General features: G+C 38.2%; 21 protein-coding genes, 1 other RNA gene and 1 other annotated feature. Of the genes, 2 read left to right on the forward strand and 20 right to left on the reverse strand.

What is annotated here, in order from left to right:
* Window positions 1–35 precede the first annotated feature (35 nt).
* From FJQ98_RS20045 to hisS, 11 genes are all read right to left on the reverse strand, one after another.
* Window positions 36–356, reverse strand: a complete 321-nt coding sequence (locus FJQ98_RS20045) for a PTS lactose/cellobiose transporter subunit IIA (protein WP_053596194.1) — start codon at window positions 354–356, stop codon at window positions 36–38.
* A 13-nt stretch (window positions 357–369) separates the two neighbouring features.
* Complete coding sequence (locus FJQ98_RS20050) at window positions 370–681, reverse strand: PTS sugar transporter subunit IIB (protein WP_049667707.1); 312 nt, start codon at window positions 679–681, stop codon at window positions 370–372.
* A 272-nt stretch (window positions 682–953) separates the two neighbouring features.
* On the reverse strand, window positions 954–2,129 hold the full coding sequence (locus tag FJQ98_RS20055; RefSeq protein WP_053596193.1) for a GNAT family N-acetyltransferase: 1,176 nt from the start codon (window positions 2,127–2,129) through the stop codon (window positions 954–956).
* Between the two features lie 41 nt (window positions 2,130–2,170).
* A complete protein-coding gene (gene ptsP, locus FJQ98_RS20060) occupies window positions 2,171–3,889 on the reverse strand; it encodes a phosphoenolpyruvate--protein phosphotransferase (protein ID WP_053596192.1) in 1,719 nt (572 codons plus the stop codon).
* On the reverse strand, window positions 3,883–4,152 hold the full coding sequence (locus tag FJQ98_RS20065) for an HPr family phosphocarrier protein (protein WP_053596191.1): 270 nt from the start codon (window positions 4,150–4,152) through the stop codon (window positions 3,883–3,885). The genes ptsP and FJQ98_RS20065 overlap by 7 nt, the downstream gene beginning before the upstream one ends.
* 17 nt (window positions 4,153–4,169) lie before the next feature.
* On the reverse strand, window positions 4,170–4,889 hold the full coding sequence (locus FJQ98_RS20070; protein ID WP_053596190.1) for a sugar isomerase domain-containing protein: 720 nt from the start codon (window positions 4,887–4,889) through the stop codon (window positions 4,170–4,172).
* Window positions 4,890–4,893: 4 nt separating this feature from the next.
* On the reverse strand, window positions 4,894–5,616 hold the full coding sequence (locus FJQ98_RS20075) for a GntR family transcriptional regulator (RefSeq protein WP_053596259.1): 723 nt from the start codon (window positions 5,614–5,616) through the stop codon (window positions 4,894–4,896).
* Window positions 5,617–5,641: 25 nt separating this feature from the next.
* A complete protein-coding gene (gene nagA / locus FJQ98_RS20080; RefSeq protein WP_053596189.1) occupies window positions 5,642–6,805 on the reverse strand; it encodes an N-acetylglucosamine-6-phosphate deacetylase in 1,164 nt (387 codons plus the stop codon).
* A gap of 501 nt (window positions 6,806–7,306) precedes the next feature.
* Window positions 7,307–7,504, reverse strand: a non-coding RNA gene (gene ssrS, locus FJQ98_RS20085) — 6S RNA.
* Window positions 7,505–7,643: 139 nt separating this feature from the next.
* Window positions 7,644–9,413 (reverse strand): aspartate--tRNA ligase, encoded by a 1,770-nt coding sequence (gene aspS / locus FJQ98_RS20090; RefSeq protein WP_053596187.1) that lies wholly within the window; start codon window positions 9,411–9,413, stop codon window positions 7,644–7,646.
* Between the two features lie 462 nt (window positions 9,414–9,875).
* Window positions 9,876–11,141, reverse strand: a complete 1,266-nt coding sequence (gene hisS / locus FJQ98_RS20095; RefSeq protein WP_053596186.1) for a histidine--tRNA ligase — start codon at window positions 11,139–11,141, stop codon at window positions 9,876–9,878.
* Between the two features lie 116 nt (window positions 11,142–11,257).
* Window positions 11,258–11,499 (reverse strand) — a binding site (T-box leader).
* A gap of 164 nt (window positions 11,500–11,663) precedes the next feature.
* On the opposite strand from hisS, the gene FJQ98_RS20100 reads away from it, so the two are divergent.
* Window positions 11,664–13,238, forward strand: a complete 1,575-nt coding sequence (locus FJQ98_RS20100; protein ID WP_053596185.1) for an N-acetylmuramoyl-L-alanine amidase family protein — start codon at window positions 11,664–11,666, stop codon at window positions 13,236–13,238.
* A gap of 359 nt (window positions 13,239–13,597) precedes the next feature.
* On the opposite strand, the gene FJQ98_RS20105 is transcribed toward FJQ98_RS20100, so the two are convergent.
* From FJQ98_RS20105 to FJQ98_RS20130, 6 genes are all read right to left on the reverse strand, one after another.
* Complete coding sequence (locus FJQ98_RS20105) at window positions 13,598–13,813, reverse strand: DUF2642 domain-containing protein (protein WP_053596184.1); 216 nt, start codon at window positions 13,811–13,813, stop codon at window positions 13,598–13,600.
* Between the two features lie 72 nt (window positions 13,814–13,885).
* Window positions 13,886–14,326 (reverse strand): D-aminoacyl-tRNA deacylase, encoded by a 441-nt coding sequence (dtd, locus tag FJQ98_RS20110; protein WP_053596183.1) that lies wholly within the window; start codon window positions 14,324–14,326, stop codon window positions 13,886–13,888.
* A 101-nt stretch (window positions 14,327–14,427) separates the two neighbouring features.
* On the reverse strand, window positions 14,428–16,623 hold the full coding sequence (locus FJQ98_RS20115; protein ID WP_053596182.1) for a RelA/SpoT family protein: 2,196 nt from the start codon (window positions 16,621–16,623) through the stop codon (window positions 14,428–14,430).
* A gap of 242 nt (window positions 16,624–16,865) precedes the next feature.
* Window positions 16,866–17,780, reverse strand: a complete 915-nt coding sequence (locus tag FJQ98_RS20120; protein ID WP_053596181.1) for a pseudouridine-5'-phosphate glycosidase — start codon at window positions 17,778–17,780, stop codon at window positions 16,866–16,868.
* A 4-nt stretch (window positions 17,781–17,784) separates the two neighbouring features.
* On the reverse strand, window positions 17,785–18,876 hold the full coding sequence (locus FJQ98_RS20125) for a carbohydrate kinase (protein WP_053596180.1): 1,092 nt from the start codon (window positions 18,874–18,876) through the stop codon (window positions 17,785–17,787).
* 726 nt (window positions 18,877–19,602) lie between these two features.
* A complete protein-coding gene (locus tag FJQ98_RS20130; protein WP_053596179.1) occupies window positions 19,603–20,859 on the reverse strand; it encodes an MFS transporter in 1,257 nt (418 codons plus the stop codon).
* 234 nt (window positions 20,860–21,093) lie between these two features.
* On the opposite strand from FJQ98_RS20130, the gene FJQ98_RS20135 reads away from it, so the two are divergent.
* Window positions 21,094–21,540 carry a MarR family winged helix-turn-helix transcriptional regulator gene (locus tag FJQ98_RS20135; RefSeq protein ID WP_053596178.1) on the forward strand — a complete coding sequence of 149 codons (447 nt, stop codon included), beginning with the start codon at window positions 21,094–21,096 and terminating at the stop codon, window positions 21,538–21,540.
* A gap of 761 nt (window positions 21,541–22,301) precedes the next feature.
* Here FJQ98_RS20135 and FJQ98_RS27015 read toward each other — a convergent pair.
* From FJQ98_RS27015 to FJQ98_RS20150, 3 genes are all read right to left on the reverse strand, one after another.
* Window positions 22,302–22,790, reverse strand: a complete 489-nt coding sequence (locus FJQ98_RS27015; RefSeq protein WP_241774610.1) for a PhzF family phenazine biosynthesis protein — start codon at window positions 22,788–22,790, stop codon at window positions 22,302–22,304.
* A 124-nt stretch (window positions 22,791–22,914) separates the two neighbouring features.
* A complete protein-coding gene (locus tag FJQ98_RS20145) occupies window positions 22,915–23,235 on the reverse strand; it encodes a hypothetical protein (RefSeq protein WP_201406525.1) in 321 nt (106 codons plus the stop codon).
* A gap of 14 nt (window positions 23,236–23,249) precedes the next feature.
* On the reverse strand, window positions 23,250–23,762 hold the full coding sequence (locus FJQ98_RS20150) for an adenine phosphoribosyltransferase (RefSeq protein WP_053596175.1): 513 nt from the start codon (window positions 23,760–23,762) through the stop codon (window positions 23,250–23,252).
* Between the last annotated feature and the right edge of the window lie 27 nt (window positions 23,763–23,789).

A 23,789-nucleotide genomic window follows, 5' to 3' on the forward strand; every position in this document is an offset into this window, starting at 1 on the left:
ATTTTTATTGTGACATCAGGCTTGATGCTATTCCCCTATTCCCCTTTGATTCGCTCATACAACTCAATCATTTCAGTTGCTAAATCACGAAACGTAATGGCATTCATTAAATGATCCTGCGCGTGAATTAACAGCATTGATACTTCTACTTTTTCTCCCCTTGCCTCTTGTGATAATAGAGCCGTCTGAGAATGATGCGCTTCAATCAATGCATCATTAGCTAATTGTATTTTTTCCTTTGCTTTCTGAATCTGTCCTTTTTTTGCTAGCTGAATAGCTTCCATACACTCACTTTTCGTATTACCACTATGCACAATCAGTCCCATAATGGATTCCATTAAAACTGTTTCTTCCATTGTCGTCGCCCCCTTAACCAATCAACTGTAACGCCTGCTTTAAAACATTTTCACCATTCATCATGCCGTAATCCGCCATATTGATGACATCAATTGGAAAATTCATTGCCTTGTATTTTTTTTCAAATGTCCCTTTTAAGTAACGGACTTGTGGACCTAGTAACAACACATCCGCCGTTTTAGCAGCTAATACTTTGTCAACCTCACCTTCAGCAATCGCATAAATATCCGCCTCAATGTTTTGTTCTTGTGCGGCTTTTTGCATCTTTGACACTAGTAAACTAGTACTCATACCCGCTACACACACTAGCATAATGTTTTTCATAAAAACACTCCTTTTCATAATTAAGTTCGTCTTTCTAACTTACTTTAATTTGGTGATTTTTTAACAATGAAATCGCTTTCTTATTTTGAGAATAGCACCTATTGGTATATACCACAATATGCTTTTTACACCATTTACTACCTAATGAAAGGACTTCAAAAATTGGGCTATATCTTTGTTATAGACAAATAAAAGGATTTGCTCAACTGGTATAGTCCAGAAAAAAATTCAAAAATTTTTTTTAGTTCATAACCCTACTAGAACGTTAGTTATTAAAAGTACTCATAGAAGGTTGGCTTATCGGCGGGTAATGCCATTTGCCATCGATTAATAATCTCATCAGCCAATTGTTTATTTGCATACAAGACTGCATCCTTTACCGAAAGATAGCCAACCATCATCGCTGAAAAAAGATTAATTGGTAATGTTAACATATGCATTTCTGGGATAGAATTTGTCTCAATTATCGAGACATCTCCATTTTTATTTATTTTATATACGTGATCATTCCAACTACAAAACGTATCTTCAATTTGAATATATAACGGCTCATGAATATCGCCCCACGGATAATGTTGCATAAACCGCAAAGCATCTACTACTCTTACCATCACATCCTGAACGACCTCTCTTGTAAACTGTGGTTCTTTAAAATAGAAGCCAAATTGATGGTCGTTAGAGGTAACTCCTTTAATGCTGCTTACACTCGCAGCATGTGACGTTATAAAACGCCAAATGGCTTGTTCTGCTAGTAAATCTTCAGCTATAAAATCATGAATCTCAAATGTTCCATCCTGAATGATATAGCGAATATAACCTGCAATTTTATCGTCCTTAAAATATGCCGCAAAATGACTATCGGGCATCCTTCTCTCTATTCTTTTCCACCAAGCATCATCTCGAAGCATACTTCCATTATTAATGAACGCTTGTGCATTATGAAAACCCTTAATCGCCTGAAAAAGATCACGATCTGGCCATTCAAAGCTCATACGTTTTACTACATCTAGTTGTTTTCCGAAAGAAGGAAACATCAATTGCGGAATGGTGTAATATAGCTTCTCAAAAAATAATTCCCAGCCAAAGTAACGATAAAAGGATACCGAAAATGGTGCTAACACAGAAATGCTTTGCCCATTCTCTTGCATGTTCTTTAGTGCCTCTGTCATAAGCTTTTTGATAATACCTTGTTGTCGATATTCAGGATAGGTTGCAACAAAACCAATTCCGCCCATCTTATAATTTTCACCATGTATCATCATATTAAGTGGCAATATTAATAACTGACCAACTACTTTATGTTCATCGTAAGCACCTAATGTTGTGCTATGCTCAACCCAATAGTGAAAATCATCGCGCCGTGCACCCGTATACTTATTTGGAAAACAATAATCTCTTAATTGATGTACCTGTAAATAATCTTTTGGTGGAATTATTTTTATTACCATATGTTAGATCACCCCTTTTCAATACTGAATTTTCGTGCAATTTAAGATAAGCTTAATAGATTATTTTTCACATATTCCTCAACCTCTGAGGCCGTGGATAACAGTAAAATACGTTCATTGTGTGGCATTAGCTGCTGTTTCGAAAGCTTGGCGATATGCGCACGAGTCTTTAGAATAGAGGAAGCACTCATGGAAAACTCGTTTAGTCCAAACCCAAGTAAAATCGGTAATGCTATTTCATCTGCTGCCATTTCACCACACATGCCTACCCATTTTCCATGGTGCTTTGCTGCATCAATGACATTTTTTATAAGTCTTAAAACAGCAGGATGGTACGGTTGGTATAAATAAGAAACATTTTCGTTCATCCGATCTGCTGCTAATGTGTACTGGATTAAATCATTTGTTCCAATTGAGAAAAAATCCACTTCCTTTGCAAATATATCTGCAATGATGGCAGCCGACGGAATTTCAATCATCATCCCTACATCAAGCGTTTCAGACACAGGATAACCGTCACTTTCCAAATTTTGTTTTTCCTCAAGCAAAATTGCCTTCGCCATTTTAAATTCATCCAATGTAGCAATCATTGGAAACATAATTTTTAAATGGCCGTAAGCGCTTGCTCTTAGTAATGCGCGAAGCTGTACACGAAATATTTCTTGTTGCGTTAAACTGATTCGAATCGCTCGATAGCCAAGAAAAGGGTTCATCTCAGTAGCAAGCTTCAAATAAGGGAGTTGCTTATCGCCACCAATATCTAATGTTCGAACAATCGTTGGCTTGCCTTGCATTTTCTCAAGTACGCTTTTATATGCTTGATACTGCTCCTCCTCTGTAGGTAGCTCCTGTCGTCCCATATATAAAAATTCCGTACGAAACAGGCCAATACCATCTCCACCAGCATTTGTGACCATATCCACATCTTCTGGCTTTCCTATATTCCCAGCAATTTCTATAGAAAATCCATCCGCACTTAAGCTTGGTAACGAACGATACTGAAGAAGTTCTTCATGCTCTTCATTGTGTAAATGTTGCTGCTGCCTATAAAAGCTAGATACTTCCGATGTAGCGTTGACAATAATCTTGCCATTCGTTCCATCTAAAATAATCGGTGCTCCATGTTGAATATCTTGCGTGGCATGTTTCGTCCCTACTACCGCTGGAATCTCTAATGTTCGTGCGAGAATAGCAGAATGAGATGTTTTGCCACCAATATCCGTTATAAAGCCCTTTACATACTTTGTATCTAGCATCGCAGTCATAGACGGTGTTAAATCTTTAGCGATGATAATAACATCAGAGGTTAAACGATTCATATCCACCATTTCAACCCCTAACAAGTGGGCTAATACTCGTGTAGAGACATCTCGAATATCGGCAACTCGCTCCTGCATATAGACATTGTCTAGCCCTTCAAACATAGCTATAAACATAGTTGATACTTCATCTAATGCAAATTCAGCATTCATCCCTGTTTGAATTTTCGCCTCAATAGCTGCCAGCATTTCAGGATCTTCTAGCACTAATAGATGTGCCGCAAAAATGGCAGCCTTTTCAGCACCAAATTTCTCCTGAGCTATTTCATAGATTTCTTGAAGTTCCACTTTCGTTTTCACTATAGCTGCCTTGAATCTTTCTAGTTCAGCATGTACATCAGTGACCTTCACCGCCTCAAAAGATAAATCTGGTTCCTTTAAACAATAAGCATTCGCAAAGGCAATGCCCTCAGACACAGCAATTCCTTGTATTTCTAACATTCCTCACCAATTCCTTTAGAAACAATTAGTTCTGTTACTGTTTGAAAAAGCTGCTCAGCATCGGGTCCCTCTGCTGAAATTTCTACAATACTTTCAGGTGCTATTCCTTGTGCCATAACGCCCATAATTGATTTTAAATTGACCGATTTCTCTTTATAGGTTAACTGAACTTCACACTCAAATGGTGTTACAGCAGTTACAAGTAACGCTGCTGGCCTAGCATGTAATCCTTCTGGCGTTGTTATTTTAAACAATTTCTTCATCGATATCCCTCCGCTTGTCATTTAAAGTTAATACGATGCTGATAATAGGCAATCATGGTCTCATTATGAGACAAATCCGAATCAACATTATTACTTTTAAAAACTGGTAATGCTTCGACAGATATTGCCATGTTCTCAATGATTTCACTGAATAATGCATTTAAAATAATAGAACCAATAACTGTAGAGGATGGTGCATACTGTATTTCATTGTGACGAAGCAAACCATCGCCTATTGGTATATGCGTATCGATAACTAGATCCACTACATCCTCTAAGCGCTGCTCACTTCGATGACGTGTCGGTTGTTCACGGTAAGCAAGAGATTGCAGAGACATAACAAGTACCCCTGATTCTTTCGCTAAAAATGCTACATCTATAGGCGCTTGATTTCTCCCAGATGTCGATATAACAATGCAAACATCATTTTCATGAAAATCAAAATGATCTTTATATTGTTCAATTATAGTCGGGTCTTTCTCGTTTGTAGATGATGTCATAGCTCCTGCATGTAATGTTAAGGGTTCAATAATTATAGGACGTACAGGTACAAGCCCTCCCGCACGATAAAATGCGTCCTGTGCTAAAAGGTGAGAATGGCCACAACCAAATAATTGGACAATCCCTCCGCGTTGAAGCCGTTGCACAATTAATTGAGCGGCTTCTGTTATTTGAGCATATTCTTGCTCCTTCACGACCTGCATTAGTTTTTGTATTTCTAGAAAATATGCATCCATAGGATCACCTTTTAATTTCACTAATGAATTTGTATCGATCAGCTCGATAAGTACTTCGCACAAGCTCAAACGGAATTCCATCTGATAAATAACTTGTACGTTTAATAATTAACACAGGTGCAGTATGATTAATTTGCAGAAATTTACTATCCTCTTTCGAAACAATTGCTGCCTCCATTTGCTGAATAGCGTTTCCAATTTTTTGATGGAATTTTGCTTCAATTAAGGCATACAATGATCCCATTATTTTCTTTTCATCTAATTCAGGATATACTTTTACCGGAATATACGTTCTTTCGATTGCCATTGGCTTGGAATCTGCACTACGAATTCGTACAACGAAGAATACCTCTTCGCCTGGCTCTAACATTAAATCTCTTGCAATATCAGCGGGTGGTACGATTTTTTCAAAGCGTAAAACTTTACTGCTTGGTTCCATTCCTCTAGCCCGCATATCCTCTGTGAAACTTGTTAATCCTTTTAGCGGTTGCTCTAATTTTGGATTAGCGACATATGTACCTCTCCCTTTTTCACGATACAGCAATCCGCTATTGACTAAATTTGTAATCGATTGACGAACAGTCATTCTACTAACATCAAACTGCATAGAAAGCTCTCGTTCAGAAGGTATATTTTCACCGATTTTGTATTCCTCTAAATAAATACGTTGTTTAATGATCTCTTCTATTTGTATATAGATAGGTATATGAGAATTTTTATCTAACAAGTCTTGCACCATCCTTATCGCATCTTTACTTACATTTCTCAAATACAACTTTACCTCGACAAATAGTTTTTTGTACATTTAAATTTTCATCTAGTAATACAAAATCTGCATCATAGCCTTCTGCAATACGACCTTTAGTTGCAAGCTGTAATTGCTTAGCAGCATTCGTAGAGGACATTGCGACAATTTCTTGCAATGAGCAATTGGTGATTGCTTTCATATTTTTTACTGCTTGTTCCATCGTTAACACACTACCAGCTAAAGCCCCATTAGATAAATGAGCTCCGTCCTTAGAAACATGAACGGTTTGACCACCTAAATCATAATCACCATAATGTAAGCCTTTTGCCCGCATCGCATCGGTAATTAAAATAATGCCCTTTGCGCCTTTCATACGATACGCTAGTTTTACAGCTTGAGGATGGCTATGCACGAAATCTACGATAATTTCGACCTTCACCTGATCCTCTAAAAGCACTGCTCCAACGACACCTGGATTGCGATGATGGAAAGGGCGCATTTGGTTATATAAATGTGTCGCCTGCCTTATTCCCAATGCTACTGCCCTATCCACCTCCTCAATTGTTGCGTCTGAATGGCCAATGGAAGCAATAATATTTAAATCCTTTAATGCTTCAATAAACGTAAAACCTCCCTCTACCTCAGGAGCAATTGTTACTTGTTTAATGCGTTGCTTACTTATTTTCTGCCAGGATGCGAATTGCTCAATAGACGGTAAAATAATGTACTCTATTGGCTGAGCGCCTGCCCGTTTTTTCGATACAAATGGCCCCTCTACATGTATACCTAATAAGCTTGCCTCATCATCATTATTTTCAAATTGGGCAACATTAGCTAAAGCGCTTTCAATTGCTTCTATAGATTGCGTCATAGTAGTAGCAAGGAAGCCTGTAACGCCTTCCTGAACTAAAGAGCGTGCCATTTGATGTAAAGCTAATTGCGTAGCATCCATCACATCATGCCCAGCAGAGCCATGTATGTGCATATCAACATAGCCGGGTAACAGTAACCAATTTTTATCTTTTCCATCTATATAGTGCTCGGCCTTATCAGATAAGTTATGACTTATTTTAACAATCCTACCATTATCAACGAATAAGTCGCCCTTAAACGGTGTTTCATCATGATTGACTATCGTAACATTAGATATTAAAAGCGTATTCTTCAATAGATCACCCCCTAAGCTTTTTTGAGGAGCTTTGCTGAAGTTAACAAGCTACCAATCTTTTTGGTATAGTTGTCTATACCAATTATATACGCTTTTACAAAAATAAAAAGTATTTTTTCGTATTTTCTAAATTTTTAGCTAAATTATCATAACGTGGAGTTGATCTCCGTTCTGGCTGAAGCGCTTTTCTGGGGGCGTCCAATGAGCCGCTTCACTCGCGATGCTCGCTCCAGGGTCTCGGGTCAACAGATGTTTTTTGCGCGAAGGCGAAGCGGCAGCGGCACCGTTGTTGGTCACGAAGGCGTTATCACAGGACGTGATGGTTGTAGCCTTCGTTCTTCTATTGCTGATCCCCAAGGAGTCTCCCAGCCTTCACTCCAATCAACAAATTTGTTCTATTTTAAGTACTGCACAAGCAGTTGTCTCTTTGTAGATAACCATTTACATGCAGTAAAAAAGGAGCTATTTCAATGCTCCTTTTGTGCTTATTAATTATGTATGACGAATCCCAATTGTGCCGTTATGCCAAGAACATTCGTTTTGAACCCGCAATTCGCAGGGGGGTGCCCGCTTTGCAGCTTTAAACGTCCCGCTCCGATGGGGCTTGTTTGCGACTACAAAATGAAGGCTCCCAATTCTATAGTGTTCGGTCAAAACTGTTAAGTAGAGTTAGCAGTAAGACAAACACATCAGGATTCGTATTACAGTTATAATAACACTATATTTCTGATAATTCAAACAATTTTCTTTTGAAACATCTAAATTCTTGCGAAAACGCAAAAAATACCTAGATTCTCAACAGTTTTTGCTAGAGAATCCAGGTATTTAGACGTATTAATTATTTTCTGAATGGTTTGATTCCTAGACTTAACTCGCTCAATTGTTCAGGAGACACTCCACTCGGTGCCTCTGTCATTAGGCAGCTAGCACTAGCTGTTTTCGGAAAGGCGATTGTGTCACGTAAATTATTGCGGCCCGCAAGTAGCATTACGAAACGGTCAAGACCAAATGCTAGACCTCCATGTGGTGGCACACCGTATTCAAATGCTTCTAATAAGAAACCAAATTGTGCCTTAGCTTCCTCTTCTGTGAAGCCAAGTAATTTAAACATTTTTTCTTGTAGATCGCGTTCATAAATACGTAATGAACCCCCACCAAGCTCATAACCGTTTAATACGATATCATATGCTTGTGCTCGGACTGCCGAAGGATCAGTATCCATTAACGGGATATCTTCATCGAATGGACGTGTGAATGGATGATGTGCTGCATAGTAACGACCATCTTCCTCAGAGTACTCAAATAATGGCCAATCCGTAATCCATAGGAATGCAAATTGTGATTCATCGATTAAGCCTAAATCTTGACCTAATTTCGTACGAAGTGCACCTAGAGATGCTGCTACAACAGACGCTTTATCAGCTACGAATACTAAAATATCGCCCACTTCAGCTTTCATATGTTCGATTAATGCAGCTGCTAATGCTTCGTCAAAGAATTTTGCAATTGGTCCGTTTAAGCCTTCTTCAGTTACTTTTAACCAAGCAAGACCTTTTGCTCCGTAAATACCAACAAATTTTGTTAGTTCGTCCATGTCTTTACGAGAGTATTTATCTGCCGCACCTTTAATGTTGATACTTTTTACTTGCTTACCTTGTGCTACTGTATCAGCAAATACTTTGAAATCGCAGCCATCAAAAATATCGTTTAATGCGACTAGTTCTAAACCGAAGCGTACGTCTGGTTTATCTGAGCCGTAACGATCCATCGCTTCCTGATATTTCATCCGTTGGAATGGAGCAGGGATATCAATACCTTTTACTTCTTTCATAACAGATTGAATTAAGCGTTCGTTCATTTCTAAAACTTCTTCTTGTGTTAAGAAGCTTGTTTCAATATCAACTTGTGTAAACTCTGGCTGACGGTCAGCTCGTAAGTCTTCATCACGGAAGCAACGTGCAATTTGGAAGTACTTCTCAAAACCAGCCACCATTAATAATTGTTTAAATAGCTGAGGTGATTGTGGTAATGCATAGAATTCACCTTCATGAACACGTGATGGTACTAAATAGTCACGAGCACCTTCAGGAGTTGATTTCGTTAAAATTGGCGTCTCTACTTCTAAAAAGCCTTCGTTTTGTAAGAAGTTTCGAATTGTACGAGTAACGTCTGAACGCATTTTAAATGTATCAAACATAGCAGGACGTCGCAGGTCGAGATAACGATATTTTAAACGTAAATCTTCAGATACGTCAGTGCGATCTTCGATTTGGAATGGTGTTGTTTTTGCCGTATTAATAACGATTAATTTTGTCGCTTCCACCTCAATTTTTCCGTTAGGTACATTGGGGTTAATTTGATCTTCTGCACGAAGAATAACTGTTCCTTCCACTTCGATTACGTACTCACTACGCACTTTATCAGCTAAAGCATGTGCCTCAGCAACATCTGGACTGAACACAACTTGTGTGATTCCAGTACGGTCACGTAAATCAATGAAAATTAAACCACCAAGGTCGCGGCGACGTTGTACCCAACCTTTTAATACGACTTTTTCGCCTTGTAATGCTTCTGAAAGCTCGTTACTAGCATGTGTTCTTGTTGCCATTTATTTAATTCCTCCAAAATTTATTTGCCTATCACCATAATTTAGGGTTGATTTACGTTCCGACTGGGAGCGTCCGATGAGCCGCTTGGGCCAAAAGGATGTTGGTCACGAAGGCGTTATCACAGGACGTGATGTCTTAACCTTCGTTCCCTTGCTGGTTCGCCCCAGGGTCTCATCTGTGACGCTAATTCCCAAGGAGTCGCCCAGTCTTCACTCCAATCAACTTATCCACATGACATACGTTTTTACAAAATGTCATCCCTAACTTTTGGTGATGGACCATTTATTTCACTTATGTAGCATACATTTCCTACTAAGTAGCGAATTGATGCCAAGGAAAATTAGATATCCGTTCATTGTTAAGGTGAATTATCTGTCCAAAATGACATAGATATTTGGATCATTTAGACAGAAAATCCTGTATTGGCATAAACGATTTATGTTTTAACAGCTTGTGTTCGTTTATTGTTTTAATAGATAGTTCACTAATTCTGAGAACATGACTTTTTGTTGTTCACCTGATTCCATATGTTTAACAGTAGCTGCTTGCTCTTCAAGCTCTGTTTCACCTAAAACGATCGTATATTTTGCACCTAAACGGTCTGCGGATTTCATCTGAGCTTTCATTTTACGATCTAAATAATCCATCTCCGTAGAAATGCCCTTTGCACGGAAGGTACTTGTTAATTCTACCGTCTTTTGCTTTGCTTCATCGCCCATAGCAATCATATAGACATCGAGTCCTGATGCGGTATCTAATTCAACACCCTCAGCTTCAAGTGCAAGCAACAAACGTTCAATACTTAATGCAAAACCGATACCAGGTACTTCTGGTCCACCAATTTCTTGAACAAGACCATTATAGCGACCTCCACCACAGAGTGTAGTAATTGCGCCAAAGCCAGAAGCCGTTGACATAATTTCAAAAGTCGTATGGTTGTAATAATCAAGACCTCTCACAAGATTTGGGTCGACCTCATACGTAATACCAAGTGTATCTAAATACGTTTTAACTTGAGCGAAATAGGCTGCTGACTCCTCTGTTAGGAAATCAGTTAACGCAGGAGCAGATTTCATTAATGGGTGCTCACGGTCTGCTTTACAGTCCAAAATACGCAGTGGATTTTTTTGCAAACGGTTTTGACAATCTGAACAAAACTCATGGATATGTGGTTCAAAGTGTTGTAGCAGGGCTGTACGGTGTGTTTCACGTGTTTCTTTGTCGCCAAGTGAATTGATGACTAATTTTAAATCTTTTAAACCTGATGATTCATAAACATCCATTGCTAGTGCTATTACTTCAGCATCAATAGCTGGGTCAGCTGAGCCAATTGCTTCTACACCGAATTGAACAAATTGACGATAGCGGCCTGCTTGTTGACGTTCATAACGGAACATTGGTCCTAAATATGAGAGCTTTACTGGTTGATCAGGTGCACCAAACATTTTATGTTCAACATAAGCACGAACTACACCAGCTGTATTCTCCGGACGCAATGTTAACGAACGGCCACCGCGATCTTCAAATGTATACATTTCCTTTTGAACAACATCTGTTGTTTCACCGACACCACGCGCAAATAAATCTGTTTGCTCAAAAATTGGTGTACGAATTTCATTGTAGCGATAGACATGACAGATATCACGGATAATCGCTTCAACCTTTTGCCATTTTTCAGATTGACCAGGCAAAATATCTTGTGTCCCTCGCGGCACTTTAAAATTCATATAAATACCTCCCTTATAGATTGCTTATGAGCAAGCTTACCTCTGGACTTCTCTCATGCTGAGCAACGTTCCCCTCAAATTTGTCCAATAAAAAAGCCCTCGCCACCTTGCATATTGCAAGGGACGAGAGCTGTATAAGCTTCCGCGGTTCCACCCTAGTTGACGCATCAAATACATGCGTCCTCCTCCTAATCGGATAACGGCCGATTCCGTTTTTTCCTACTAAGCATTACTTTTCAGAAAAAAGCCTCTCAAGTGTTGTTCACGTAATACATTTTTGTAGGAAAGATTGCAGCCTAGGTCTTTCCCTCTCTTTTCCAATAGAGGTACACGCTACTTGCTTGGTCATAAGCGGTTAATCATTTTTTGATTACCCTTTATGTTAGTCACAACGAAAGGCAATGTCAACTGTTTTTGTTTTTTTTACAATACAGTCGTTAAAATAACAAATTCCATTACCTTTTTCCCACGAATTCTATTACTAAAGCATGGTAAAATAGCACAAGGAATAGGAGGAATCTGATGAGGGCAAAATTTTTACATATTATAGTCATCTTCGCACTAGTGTTAACAATTGCGATTCCGAGTAAGAGCAATATTCAAAGTGCACTAGCCGACACCAGTGATCTAAAAGTAACTGGAACGATTCTTCATTTACGTGAGGGACCTGGACTGTCTTATCCAATCATAACAACATTAGAAGAGGGTGATCCGTTAACCTCTATTAATCGTGAGGGTGACTGGATTCAAGTAAAAACAGGTAATTATGAAGGTTGGGTAGCATCCTGGCTTACAGCTCCAACTAACGCTAAACAAACGATTGATCAAACGTTGATTTCACAGGTCGATCGTCTAAATATCCGTACTGAGCCTGATATTTCTTCAGCAGTTCTTGGACAATTATCAACAGGCAACCAAGCAAATCTTATTGAAAAAAATGGCGAATGGGCGAAAATAGATTGGAATGGACTAGTTGGTTGGGTATCCACGGACTATGTTACAATCAATGACCTACCTGAAAAAAAGGCTGAAGCTGATGAACCTAAAGTCGAAGTATCTACAAAGAATGTCAACAAAGATACAACATTTACAGTTTTAGTGGATACACTTAATGTTCGTAAAGATCCAGACTTAAATGCTAAAAAAATAGGTACTGTTTCAAAAGGACAAGCCTATAAAGTACTGGCTCAGGAGCATAACTGGGTACAAATTCAATATAACGATAAAAAAGCAGGTTGGGTGTATAGCTTTTATGGTACTTTTTCAAATAAAAAAACGACATCAAAATCTTCTTCTTCGTCAGAGCTTGAATCTGTCACAATCATTTACAATGGGACAAACCTTCGGACAGATGCAACAACAGCTGCTGATGTTGTTGAACGTGTAGATGCTGGTGAAACCTACCCTATTGTAGGTGCTAAAGATGACTTTTATGAAATACAAGTAGATGATAAAACTGCATTTGTGGCGAACTGGGTTGTTACTACTACTTCGTCAAGCAAAGCTGCTACTGCAACAAAAGAGGAAAAACCCAAACCGCGCAAGAAAGGCACTTTAAATGGACTAACTATAGTCGTAGATGCTGGGCACGGTGGTAATGATCACGGCACTACCGGACAACGTGGAACAAATGAGAAGGAAATTACTTTGAAAACAGCATCTCTCCTTGCTTCAAAGCTGAGTGCAGCTGGTGCAAATGTTATCATGACAAGAGAATCAGATGAGTATGTAGCACTCCGTAAACGTGTATCAATTGCGCACCAGTATGAAGCAGATGCTTTTATCAGTATTCATTATGATGCAACGGATGATAGCTCCATAAATGGCTTCACATCATATTATATGAACAATAATCAACAGGGCCTTGCAGAGGCAATAAATGCCGGACTTTCAAGTAAAATCGATTTAAAGGATCGTGGTACTCAACAAGGTAATTATTTAGTTCTACGAGAAAATCGTCAAAAAGCTGTCCTCATTGAGCTAGGCTTCTTAAGTAATGCCAGTGAGGAACGTTTTATTACAACCGCTAAATTCCGAGAACAAGCTTCTCTCGGCATCTATCAAGGCATTCTAAATTACTTTAACGAAAACCAATAATTTTTCACTAAAAAAGCTGCTAAGGAAAGTAGAATTGTGCTTCCCTTGCAGCTTTTTTACTATTATCAGCCAAATTTGCGGTTTTAATATGATTTCTTTCATATTATGCCCTCCTTTCTACTGCTCTTTTCTTAACTAACGCAATTTCTTTTATTTTATTATAGATTATGCTTCTACAAATATTCCCAAGAAACCTTTTATACTATGATTATTCTTAGTGTAATCATTGCGTTGGTCTCATTAATTTGGTGTAGGTAAATTTCTATCGATAAATAGGCGAATGCTTCTTACTGCTGAAATAAGTTAAAACAAAAAAGACCTCCAACTCATAGTATATGAGTATGAAGGTCCTTATGCGCTTATTTTTTGTTTGTTGCCAATGTAACCCATAAAACTTCCTCCATGCGAATGAAGAACGGCGTACGGCTAACCTCTACAACGATATCGTCAGGTAATACAGAGATTAATTTTCCTTGTTGGATATTTTTCTCGGTTTGCACTACGATTGGCTGACCAACCATCATGTTAAGAGTTTCGTATAAATATGGATTTGATATGCTTCCCATCTGCGTCATCTTCAATACACTTCCTTCCTACAAAACTAACCATACTTTTTAATGTATGAAGGAATTATAGGAAATGTACCACTATTTTGACTCAAGAAGTATTGTAATCGGACCATCATTTGTAAGTGCAACATCCATCATTGCACCAAATATCCCTGTCTCCACATGTAAACCGTGTTCACGTAAGGCATTATTAAAAGCCTCCCATAACGGTTTCGCAACTTCTGGTCTTGCCGCACTTGTAAAACTTGGGCGATTTCCTTTTTTTGCATCCCCATACAATGTAAATTGTGAGACGGATAGAATAGCTCCTCCACGCTCTAAAATGGAATGATTCATTTTTCCATCAGCATCTTCCCAAAGGCGGAGATTAGCTACTTTTTTTGCTAAATATTCAACATCCTCTTGTGTGTCCTCATGTGTAATGCCTACCAGAAGAACATAACCGCTATCAATAGCTCCCGTTACTTTTCCGTCAACAATAACAGAGGCTGCTTTACTACGTTGTAAAACTACTTTCATTCTTTAAAACCTCAATTCTGCCATTGTATGCACCAGAAGATTCAATTTTGGTACACAGTAAAGTTACTTTACCCAACTATCAATTCAGTAAAAAATATCAATTAATTAATAACACGTTGTACTGAATATATATCAGGTGTTTGTTTAATACGTTCTACCACTTTATGCAAATGCGAAATATTTGAAATCGAAATCGTTAAATGAATCGTTGCCATTTTTTCGCGATCTGCACGACCACTCACTGCTAAAATATTCGTTTTCGTTTCGCTAACAATTTGCATGATTTCATTTAAAATGCCTGGTCTGTCGAAGGCTGAAACTTCAATATCGACAGGGTATTCTTTTTTCTCAGGAGTAAGTCCGTGTTCCCATTCAACTTCTATTAAGCGCTCTTGCTCATCCTCAACTTGAATATTTGGACAATCTGCACGGTGCACTGAAACACCTCTACCTTTCGTAATGAAGCCTACAATTTCATCTCCTGGCACTGGTGTACAGCAACGTGAAAGTCGAATAAGCATATTGTCGATATCTTTTACGATAACACCCGATTCCGTACGTTTTTGCGGAATAGGATTTTTCATTTTTTGCTCAATTTTTTCGAGCGCTTCTTCCTGTTCACGCTCTTTGCGACGTTTTTCTGCTAGACGATTAACAACTTGCTGTGCTGTTATACCATTCACACCGACAGCGGCATATAAATCTTCTTCGTTTGTATAGTTAAATTTGTCGAAAATACGTTTCAAATTTTCCGCTGACATCGTTTCTTTCATGTCAAAATCTTGTGCACGGATTTCCTTTTCTATCATCTCTTTACCTTTGATGATATTTTCCTCACGAAGATGACGTTTGAAGAACTGCTTTATTTTATTTTTCGCCTGAGAGGATTGGGCTATTTTTAGCCAATCGCGGCTCGGACCAAAAGATTGCTTAGAAGTTAAAATTTCAATAATATCTCCCGTTTTTAACGGTGTATCAAGCGGTACCATTTTACCATTGATTTTCGCGCCAATTGTACGATTTCCAACTTCTGAATGCACACGGTATGCAAAGTCGATAGGTACAGAGCCTGCTGGCAATTCAATGACATCTCCTTCAGGCGTGAATACATAGACCATATCAGAGAATAAATCAAATTTTAACGATTCCATAAATTCCTCAGCATTTGAAGACTCATTTTGGAATTCTAAAATTTCTCGGAACCACGTTAATTTTTGGTCGACATTTTGTTTTTCATTATCAACTTTTTTACCTTCCTTATACGCCCAATGCGCTGCAATCCCGTACTCGGCAATTTTATGCATTTCCTTCGTACGAATTTGAACTTCTAATGGGTCACCATAAGGGCCAATTACTGTTGTATGCAGTGATTGATATAGGTTCTGTTTTGGCATCGCAATATAATCTTTAAAACGTCCAGGCATTGGCTTCCATAAAGTATGAACGATTCCAAGCACGGCATAGCAATCTTTAATACTATCGACAAGTACACGAATGGCTAATAAATCATAAATTTCGTTGAATTGTTTTTTTTGTAATACCATTTTACGATAAATACTGTAAATATGTTTAGGACGACCATAAATATCTGCTTCAATTTCAACCTCTGTAAGCTGTGACTTCATCTCAGCCATAACATTGTCTAAATATGCTTCACGCTCGTCACGTTTTTTCTTCATAAGACTGACAATGCGATAATATTGCTGTGGATTTAAATAACGAAGTGCTGTATCCTCAAGCTCCCATTTTACAGTCGAAATCCCTAGACGATGCGCAAGTGGTGCAAAAATTTCAAGCGTCTCTTTAGAAATACGGCGTTGTTTTTCTGCAGGCAAATGCTTTAACGTGCGCATATTATGTAGACGGTCAGCCAGTTTAATCAAAATGACACGAATATCCTGCGCCATTGCTACAAACATTTTTCGATGATTTTCTGCTTGTTGCGCTTCTTTAGATAAATATTTAATTTTCCCAAGCTTTGTTACACCGTCTACAAGCATTGCAACCTCTTCACCGAATTCACGAACCAAATCGTCACGCGTAAAATCTGTATCCTCTACAACGTCATGTAAAAAACCAGCCGCAACTGTTTCAGGATCCATTTGTAATTCAGCTAAAATACCAGCTACTTGCACCGGGTGAATAATATACGGTTCACCTGAGCTTCGGAATTGCTCAATATGGGCATCCCTTGCTAATTCATATGCTTTTTTCACGAATGCGACATTTTCATCATTCATGTAGGATTTGACTAACTCAAAAACGTCCTCGGGAGTCAAAATTTGCTCTTTCGCCATAACATGTCCACCTTGCTCGTCAAATTTTTCAAATTAGATATAAATTTAATTGTATAAAATATTATGGGCTATTGTAAAGTAACTGTGTCATTTTGTTTAGTTATTCTCGTGAACAATGTGAAAAATGGAAAAAATACTCTCTGAAATGAATAAAAAGACTCTTTGCGAATGTAATATTTCGCAAAGAGTCTCTCTTCTTGTAAATTGTGGATTCCTCAAAATATGTGCTTTTATATAATTGTTTAGCCTAATTTATTATAAGCTACAGCAATTTTAGCACCAACTACTGCATTATTTTTTACTAATGCAATATTGGCATCAAGGCTTTTACCTTCTGTTAATTCTTTAACTTTGCCAAGTAAGAATGGCGTCACGTTTTTACCGTGAATACCGTTTTCTCCTGCTTCTACTAGAGCTTTTTCAATGATTTCTGTAATGAATGAGTGCTCAAGTGCTTCAGACTCTGGAATTGGATTAGCAATTACAGCTCCACCTTTTAAGCCTAATTGCCATTTTGCACTTAGCATTTCTGCCACTTCCGCTGGAGTATCGAGCTTGAAGTTTACATCAAAACCGCTTTGACGTGTATAGAATGCTGGAACTTCATCTGTACCAAATCCAACAACTGGTACACCCTTTGTTTCAAGAAATTCTAAAGTTAAACCAATATCTAAAATAGACTTAGCACCCGCACAAATGACAGCTACATTTGTTTGTGCCAATTCTTCTAAGTCTGCTGAAATGTCCATTGTTGTTTCAGCACCACGGTGTACACCACCGATACCGCCTGTTACGAAAATTTCAATGCCAGCTAATTCTGCACAAATCATTGTTGCAGCTACTGTTGTCGCACCTAATTTTTTTGTTGCTAAAAGATAGCCTAGATCACGGCGAGATGTTTTAGCTACACCTTGTGCATTACCGAACATTTCAAGTTCTTCATCTGATAAACCAATTTTAATTTTACCATCGATTAATGCAATAGTTGCTGGTACTGCACCATTGTCACGAATAATTTGTTCCACTTCGCGTGCTGTTTTTACATTTTGTGGATATGGCATTCCGTGAGAAATAATTGTTGATTCTAATGCTACGATTGGTAAACCTTTTGCTTGTCCTGCTTTTACTTCTTCTGATAATACGATGAATTCTTTCATGTTGTTATTCCTCCATTTCACTTTTTAACAAATCAACTGATAGTTCAGGTCTTACTGTATATGGAGATGCTAGCGTATTTTTGGCATTCGTTAAGCCTGCATCAATACATGTTGCAATGGATTGCCCAGTAAGCCAGCTATGGATTACAGCACTGACAAAGGCGTCTCCTGCACCTGTCACATCTTCAATTTTTTCTATAGTCTTAGCAGAGAAATGACTTGGCTTCGTTGTAGTTGAAGCTGCATACACACCCTTGCTACCAGCTGTAATAATTACATGCTCAGCACCTAATTTAAGAAGTTGCTGTAAAGCTTTTTCATAATGTGCAGAGCCTTCGATTGTATGACCGACAATTGTCTCTGCTTCATCTGTGTTACAAATAAACCACGTTACACCTTGCAACGTATCTGGCAGTCGATTCATTTTTGGTGAAGATACCGGCACGATGACAAATGGAGTTTCTCGAGCAATCGCCACCTGCTGAATGTAAGCTACTGTTTCCTTTGGACAGTTTAAGTCCATAATAAAGCAGCCTGCATTCATTAGCATTGCCTCATGTTTTTTTAGCAAACTTGGCAACAAAAGGTCATATACTTCCATATTTGCTACTGCTAGTGCTAGTTCTCCCTGCTCATCCATAATCGCAGTATAGGAACCTGTCGAAGCATCAGGAAGCTGCTCCACATAACGTAAATTCATAAATGGCTCTGAAGCTTCTTGGATAACTTGCCAATCGGCATCTTTGCCGGCAGTCGTCAGTAATGTAACCTGATGATTTAATCTACCTAAGTTTTCAGCAATGTTGCGGCCAACACCACCTACACTAAATGAAGAACTAGCAGGATTGGATGTACCGAACTGGACGTTTCCCTTTACATGAAGTTTTCGGTCAAGATTTGCTCCACCGATACAAACAATTTCATTTTCCTCGGGCAAAATATACGCACGACCGACAATTTTCCCCTGCTTCGTTAAGCTCGACACTAAATTAGCAAGGACTGGACGTGACAGATTCATCTTATCTGCCATCTCTTGCTGAGACATAAACGGATTCTGGCGAATTAATGCAAGGATCGCCTGTTCTCTTTCATTCATAGCATCACCTTTTATTATATTTGTTTACATTATAAACTTTTGTTTGGTGTAAGTCAAAAATTTTTTATTATATTTTTGCAGGTGTGTTGATTAACCATTTTTTATCCATCCTAATTAATTAGAGGGCTCTGATTTCCGCTACGGGCTACTCGCTTTCCTGCGGGCGAGCGTCGAGCCGCTTCCTCCGCTACGCTCCGTGCAGGGTCTCGTCTGTCTCGCTTTCCCGCGGGAGTCGAGTAGCCCTTCGCTACAATCAGTTAAAATGGGCATACATTAGCAAAGTATCAATAAAAAAATCCTTTTATCACTCAATAATAAACCTATATTTCCCTAATCAACACGCTTGATATTTTTGAACAAAAAAGTTGAAGCCGATATGTTATTGGCTTCAACTTCATGTTTGTGGTAAACCATTGCTTCAATGAAGTATGGTTTTTCGGCATAAAGAGGGGGTTGATTTCCGTTCCGACTGAGCGCTTTGCCGCTGACGCTTCGCTTTCGCGCAGATAAAACATTGTTGCTGTTGCTTCACTTTCGCACAGAGCAGAGGTTCATGGGAGCGTCAAGAATCGCGCCCGCAGGAAAGCAAGTAGCCCAGAACGGAAATCAATCTATTTAAAGCGCCACAACATTTTTACAGATTCCCTTGACCATTTTGTTTACAACACTGTGAAGTTGAGCTCAATATATATTATCGGTTCAACTTTTTAAATTGATTTTTGATTATCAAATATTGGCTTGATGAGGTGTTTGTTTTTTCACGATGATGACAAATAAACTTGCCAATGCACAGAACATCCCTGCAAGGAAAAAGGCCCAAGTATATGAATTGAAAAACTTATAGATAAGGCCTCCACCATAAGCAGCAACTGCAGCTCCTGCTTGATGAGATGCGAAAATCCATCCATAAATAATACTACTTTTATTTGTACCAAAAATTTGTCTAGAAATACTAATCGTTGGGGGTACTGTGGCAATCCAATCTAATCCATAAAATATTGTAAAGATTGTCAATAAAGTGAATGATCCTTGCATTAATGCATATGGGAGTATAAGAAGAGACGTTCCTCTTAAAAGATAATACCAAAACAATAACCATCGATTATCAAAACGATCAGACAACCAACCTGATAAAGTGGTACCAACGAGATTAAACACTCCCATAAAAGAAAGAAAGGATGCAGCGGTTACTAAAGGAACTCCAAAGCTAATACAGTAAGAAACAAAATGAGTACCAACTAACCCACTAGTTGAAAGTCCACAAATAAAAAAACTTCCCGCTAATAACCAAAATTCTTTCACCTTTATAGCCTCAAATAAACCGCTAAAAGCAATTCTAATCGGATTTTTCTTCTGATTCTCTTGATGCAATTCTAGCTCTTCTTCCATTCCATACGGAAGAATTCCAATATCCTGTGGCTTATTTTTGATAAACAAAAAAATAGCAATGAACATAACAATGCTTAAGATGAGAATCAATCCAATCGCCCATCGCCAAGAAGAATGTTCAATAATAATTGCCAATACAGGGAGGAGAATTAACTGCCCTGTCGCTGTACTCGCCGTTAAAATCCCTACTGCCAGTCCTCTGCTTTTCACAAACCAATGATTGGCTACATAGGGACTTAACACAGTTAAAAAGAGACTCGCTCCTAAACCAATAATACCGCCCCAAATAATGATTAACTGCCATGATTGAGTCATGAAAAGCGTTAGCGTCATACCTATTAATAATGTAGCCATCGCACCTAACATCATTTTCTTTAAACCGACTATTTCTAGTAATGCCGCCATAAATGGACCTGAAAAACCATATAAAAATAAACTAACTGCAAAAGCTAATGCAATTAAAGAGCGATCCCAATTAAATTCTTTTTCAAAAGAGTCTATAAAAACCCCTGATGATGACATTGTAATACCTGCAACAATAATTGAGAAAAAGGTTACGACTAAAATAAACCAGCTATAATGAATACGCTTCATCTTGACACCTTCATTTCTTGAAAGATTTTTTGAAATACTCTTTAATGAAAAAGATTACTGTTTAATATATGTATATGCATATATTACTGGGGTAAATTCCTTTAAAAAACATGTATATACATATATAATCTTAGTAATCGCTTTTATTACTGTCAAGGAACATTTTCCAGCTTAACAAAATAAATCAATAAGGCTACTATAATATTGAACCAATTCGAAAAGGAGTACGGAGCAATGAAGAATATAGATTACACACAAATATGTGTATGTGCAAACCTTCGAAAAAAAACAAGAGTCGTGACACAATTGTATGATAAATTACTTCAGCCCACTGGCTTAAAAATTACACAATACTCCATGCTAGCAAATATTGCCCATCAACAATCAGTTTCCATAAGTCGACTAGGTGCAATATTGCTGCTCGATCAAACAACTATTACACGCAATATTAACTTGTTAAAGCAAAATGGCTATGTAGATTTAATGAGAGATCCGCAAGATGCTCGAACAAAGATCATTACACTAACTGATAAAGGGGTTGAAAAATTAAACGAGGCTGCTCCAATTTGGCAAGATATCCAAGAAAGAATTATCAATGATATTGGCATAGAGAAATACGAGGAGTTTTATGAAACATTGAAAACTATTCAAAAAATAATTAAATCTTATGATGAAGAATAAATAAACGGACCTAAACAAAAGAATCCATTTTGAAAATGATTGATCAAAATGGATTCTGCATTGTTGATTATGTCAATTATATTAAGGTGTCATTTAAGTATAGCTCTTCGGCAAAATGTGGGGTTGATTTCCGTTCCGGCTGGGCGCTTTCTGAGGGGCGTCCGATGAGCCGCTTCACTCGCGTTGCTCGCTCCAGGGTCTCATCTGTGACGCTAATCCCCAAGGAGTCGCCCAGCCTCCACTCCAATCAACTTATCCACATAGCATACATCTTCTGCCATGTTATTTGAATTTATAGTGAAAATATGTAAAAAACCGCGGCAGTAATTGCAAATATACCATCGCAGCGATGTTATAAATCTATTCTGTTCGATTATATGATGAGAAGTCATTCCTAGCATAGTTCCCCTTTTGACAAAATATTTGCTTGCCCTCCTACCATCACTCTTGGATTATCTTTATTTATTAATTTTGTAATGATGTTTGAAGGTCTACCCATACAATGCCCTTGAAGGAATAAGTACTCTTGATCAAATTCATTTAGTATGTGGTTATGAAAAAGATAATAGGTTAACGCCCCATTTGAAGTACCTGTTGCAGCTTACTCATCAATACCGTAGAGTGGCAAAAGTTTCTACTCTCTGCTATTCCTTCTTTTGTGTCGAGCGTAAATGCACGAACGCCTCCCACTTTATTGATTTTTGTATATTCAGCAAGTGCTTTAAGATCAGGATTTAAAGCATACAAAGCATCCTTTGTTTTTATTGGAAGAGTATATCCCAAAGACCTGTACTTGCAGCTTGCGGCACTATATTGAAATTTATATCTCCTATTTGGTTTTTATCAATTTTAAAAAGGGCAGCCAACTTATTATAATCATCAAATACTCTTCCTAACTGAGGTTCAGCTTGCTCCATCATGATAAATGATTGATTCACTTCAACAGCAAGTGTGCCGGCAAATGTTTTTATAAAATATGTATTATTATCTTCAATAGTACAACTGTCTAATAATGCCGTGAAGGATGCAATAGTAGCATGTCCACAAAGTTCAACCTGTGCAGTTGGTGTAAAAAACTTTATTTCAAAATTTTTATTGTCTATTTTTTTAATAAATGCTGTTTCTGAAAAACGAACTTCTGCAGCAAATTTCTGCATAAACTCTTCGTCTAAATTCTCATGGATTACTACGCCTGCTGGATTACCGCCAAATTTTGTTTCTGTAAAAGCATCGATTACATAATATGACAAAGCTAACTCGCCCTCATTTAAAGTGTCTTTATTGCTTATTTTTAATTTCTCATCTCATTTATAAATCATAAAAAAAGCGCCACAAAAATGTGACGCTTTTCTTGAGAACTTTATGCCCATGAAATCAATGTGTCATATTAAATAAAGTATGGCTCTTCGGCAAAACGAGAGATTGATTTCCGTTACGACTGGGCGCTTTGCCGCTGACGCTTCGCTTTCGCGCAGATAAAACATTTGTTGCTGTCGCTTCGCTTTCGCACAGATAAAACATTTGTTGCTGTCGCTTCGCTTTCGCACAGATAAAACATTTGTTGCTGTCGCTTCGCTTTCGCACAGATAAAACATTTGTTGCTGTCGCTTCGCTTTCGCACAGAGCAAAGCTTCCTTGGGGCGTCCGATGAGCCCCAAGGAGTCGCCCAGTCTCCACTCCAATCAACCAATCCATTTAGCAAGAATCCATTAATATTGAATAAGTGTTTTTATGTTTAAATCACCAATTTTTGCACGACCGTTTAGTTCTGTTAACTCGATAAGGAAGGCACAGCCAACAACCTGACCACCTAATTGTTCAACTAAACGTACTGTCGCTTCAATTGTACCACCAGTCGCAAGTAAGTCATCACAGATTAATACTTTTTGACCTGGTTTAATCGCATCCTTGTGCATTGTTAGCGTATCTTTACCATACTCAAGACCGTAGTCAGCACTTATCACTTCACGTGGTAATTTCCCTGGCTTACGAACAGGCGCAAAACCAATTTCAAGCGCATAAGCAACCGGGCATCCGATAATGAAGCCACGAGCCTCAGGACCTACCACAATTTCAGCACCTAGTTCTTTTGCGTAATTTACGATTTGATCTGTTGCATATTTGTATGCCGGACCGTTATCCATAATTGTTGTAATATCTTTGAAACTGATGCCCTCTTTCGGCCAGTTTTCAACCGTTGTTACGTATTGCTTTAAATCCATGTTGTTGTTCCTCCTACGAAACTTTTT

It is taken from the genome of Lysinibacillus agricola, assembly GCF_016638705.1.
Taxonomy (GTDB): Bacteria; Bacillota; Bacilli; order Bacillales_A; family Planococcaceae; genus Lysinibacillus; species Lysinibacillus agricola.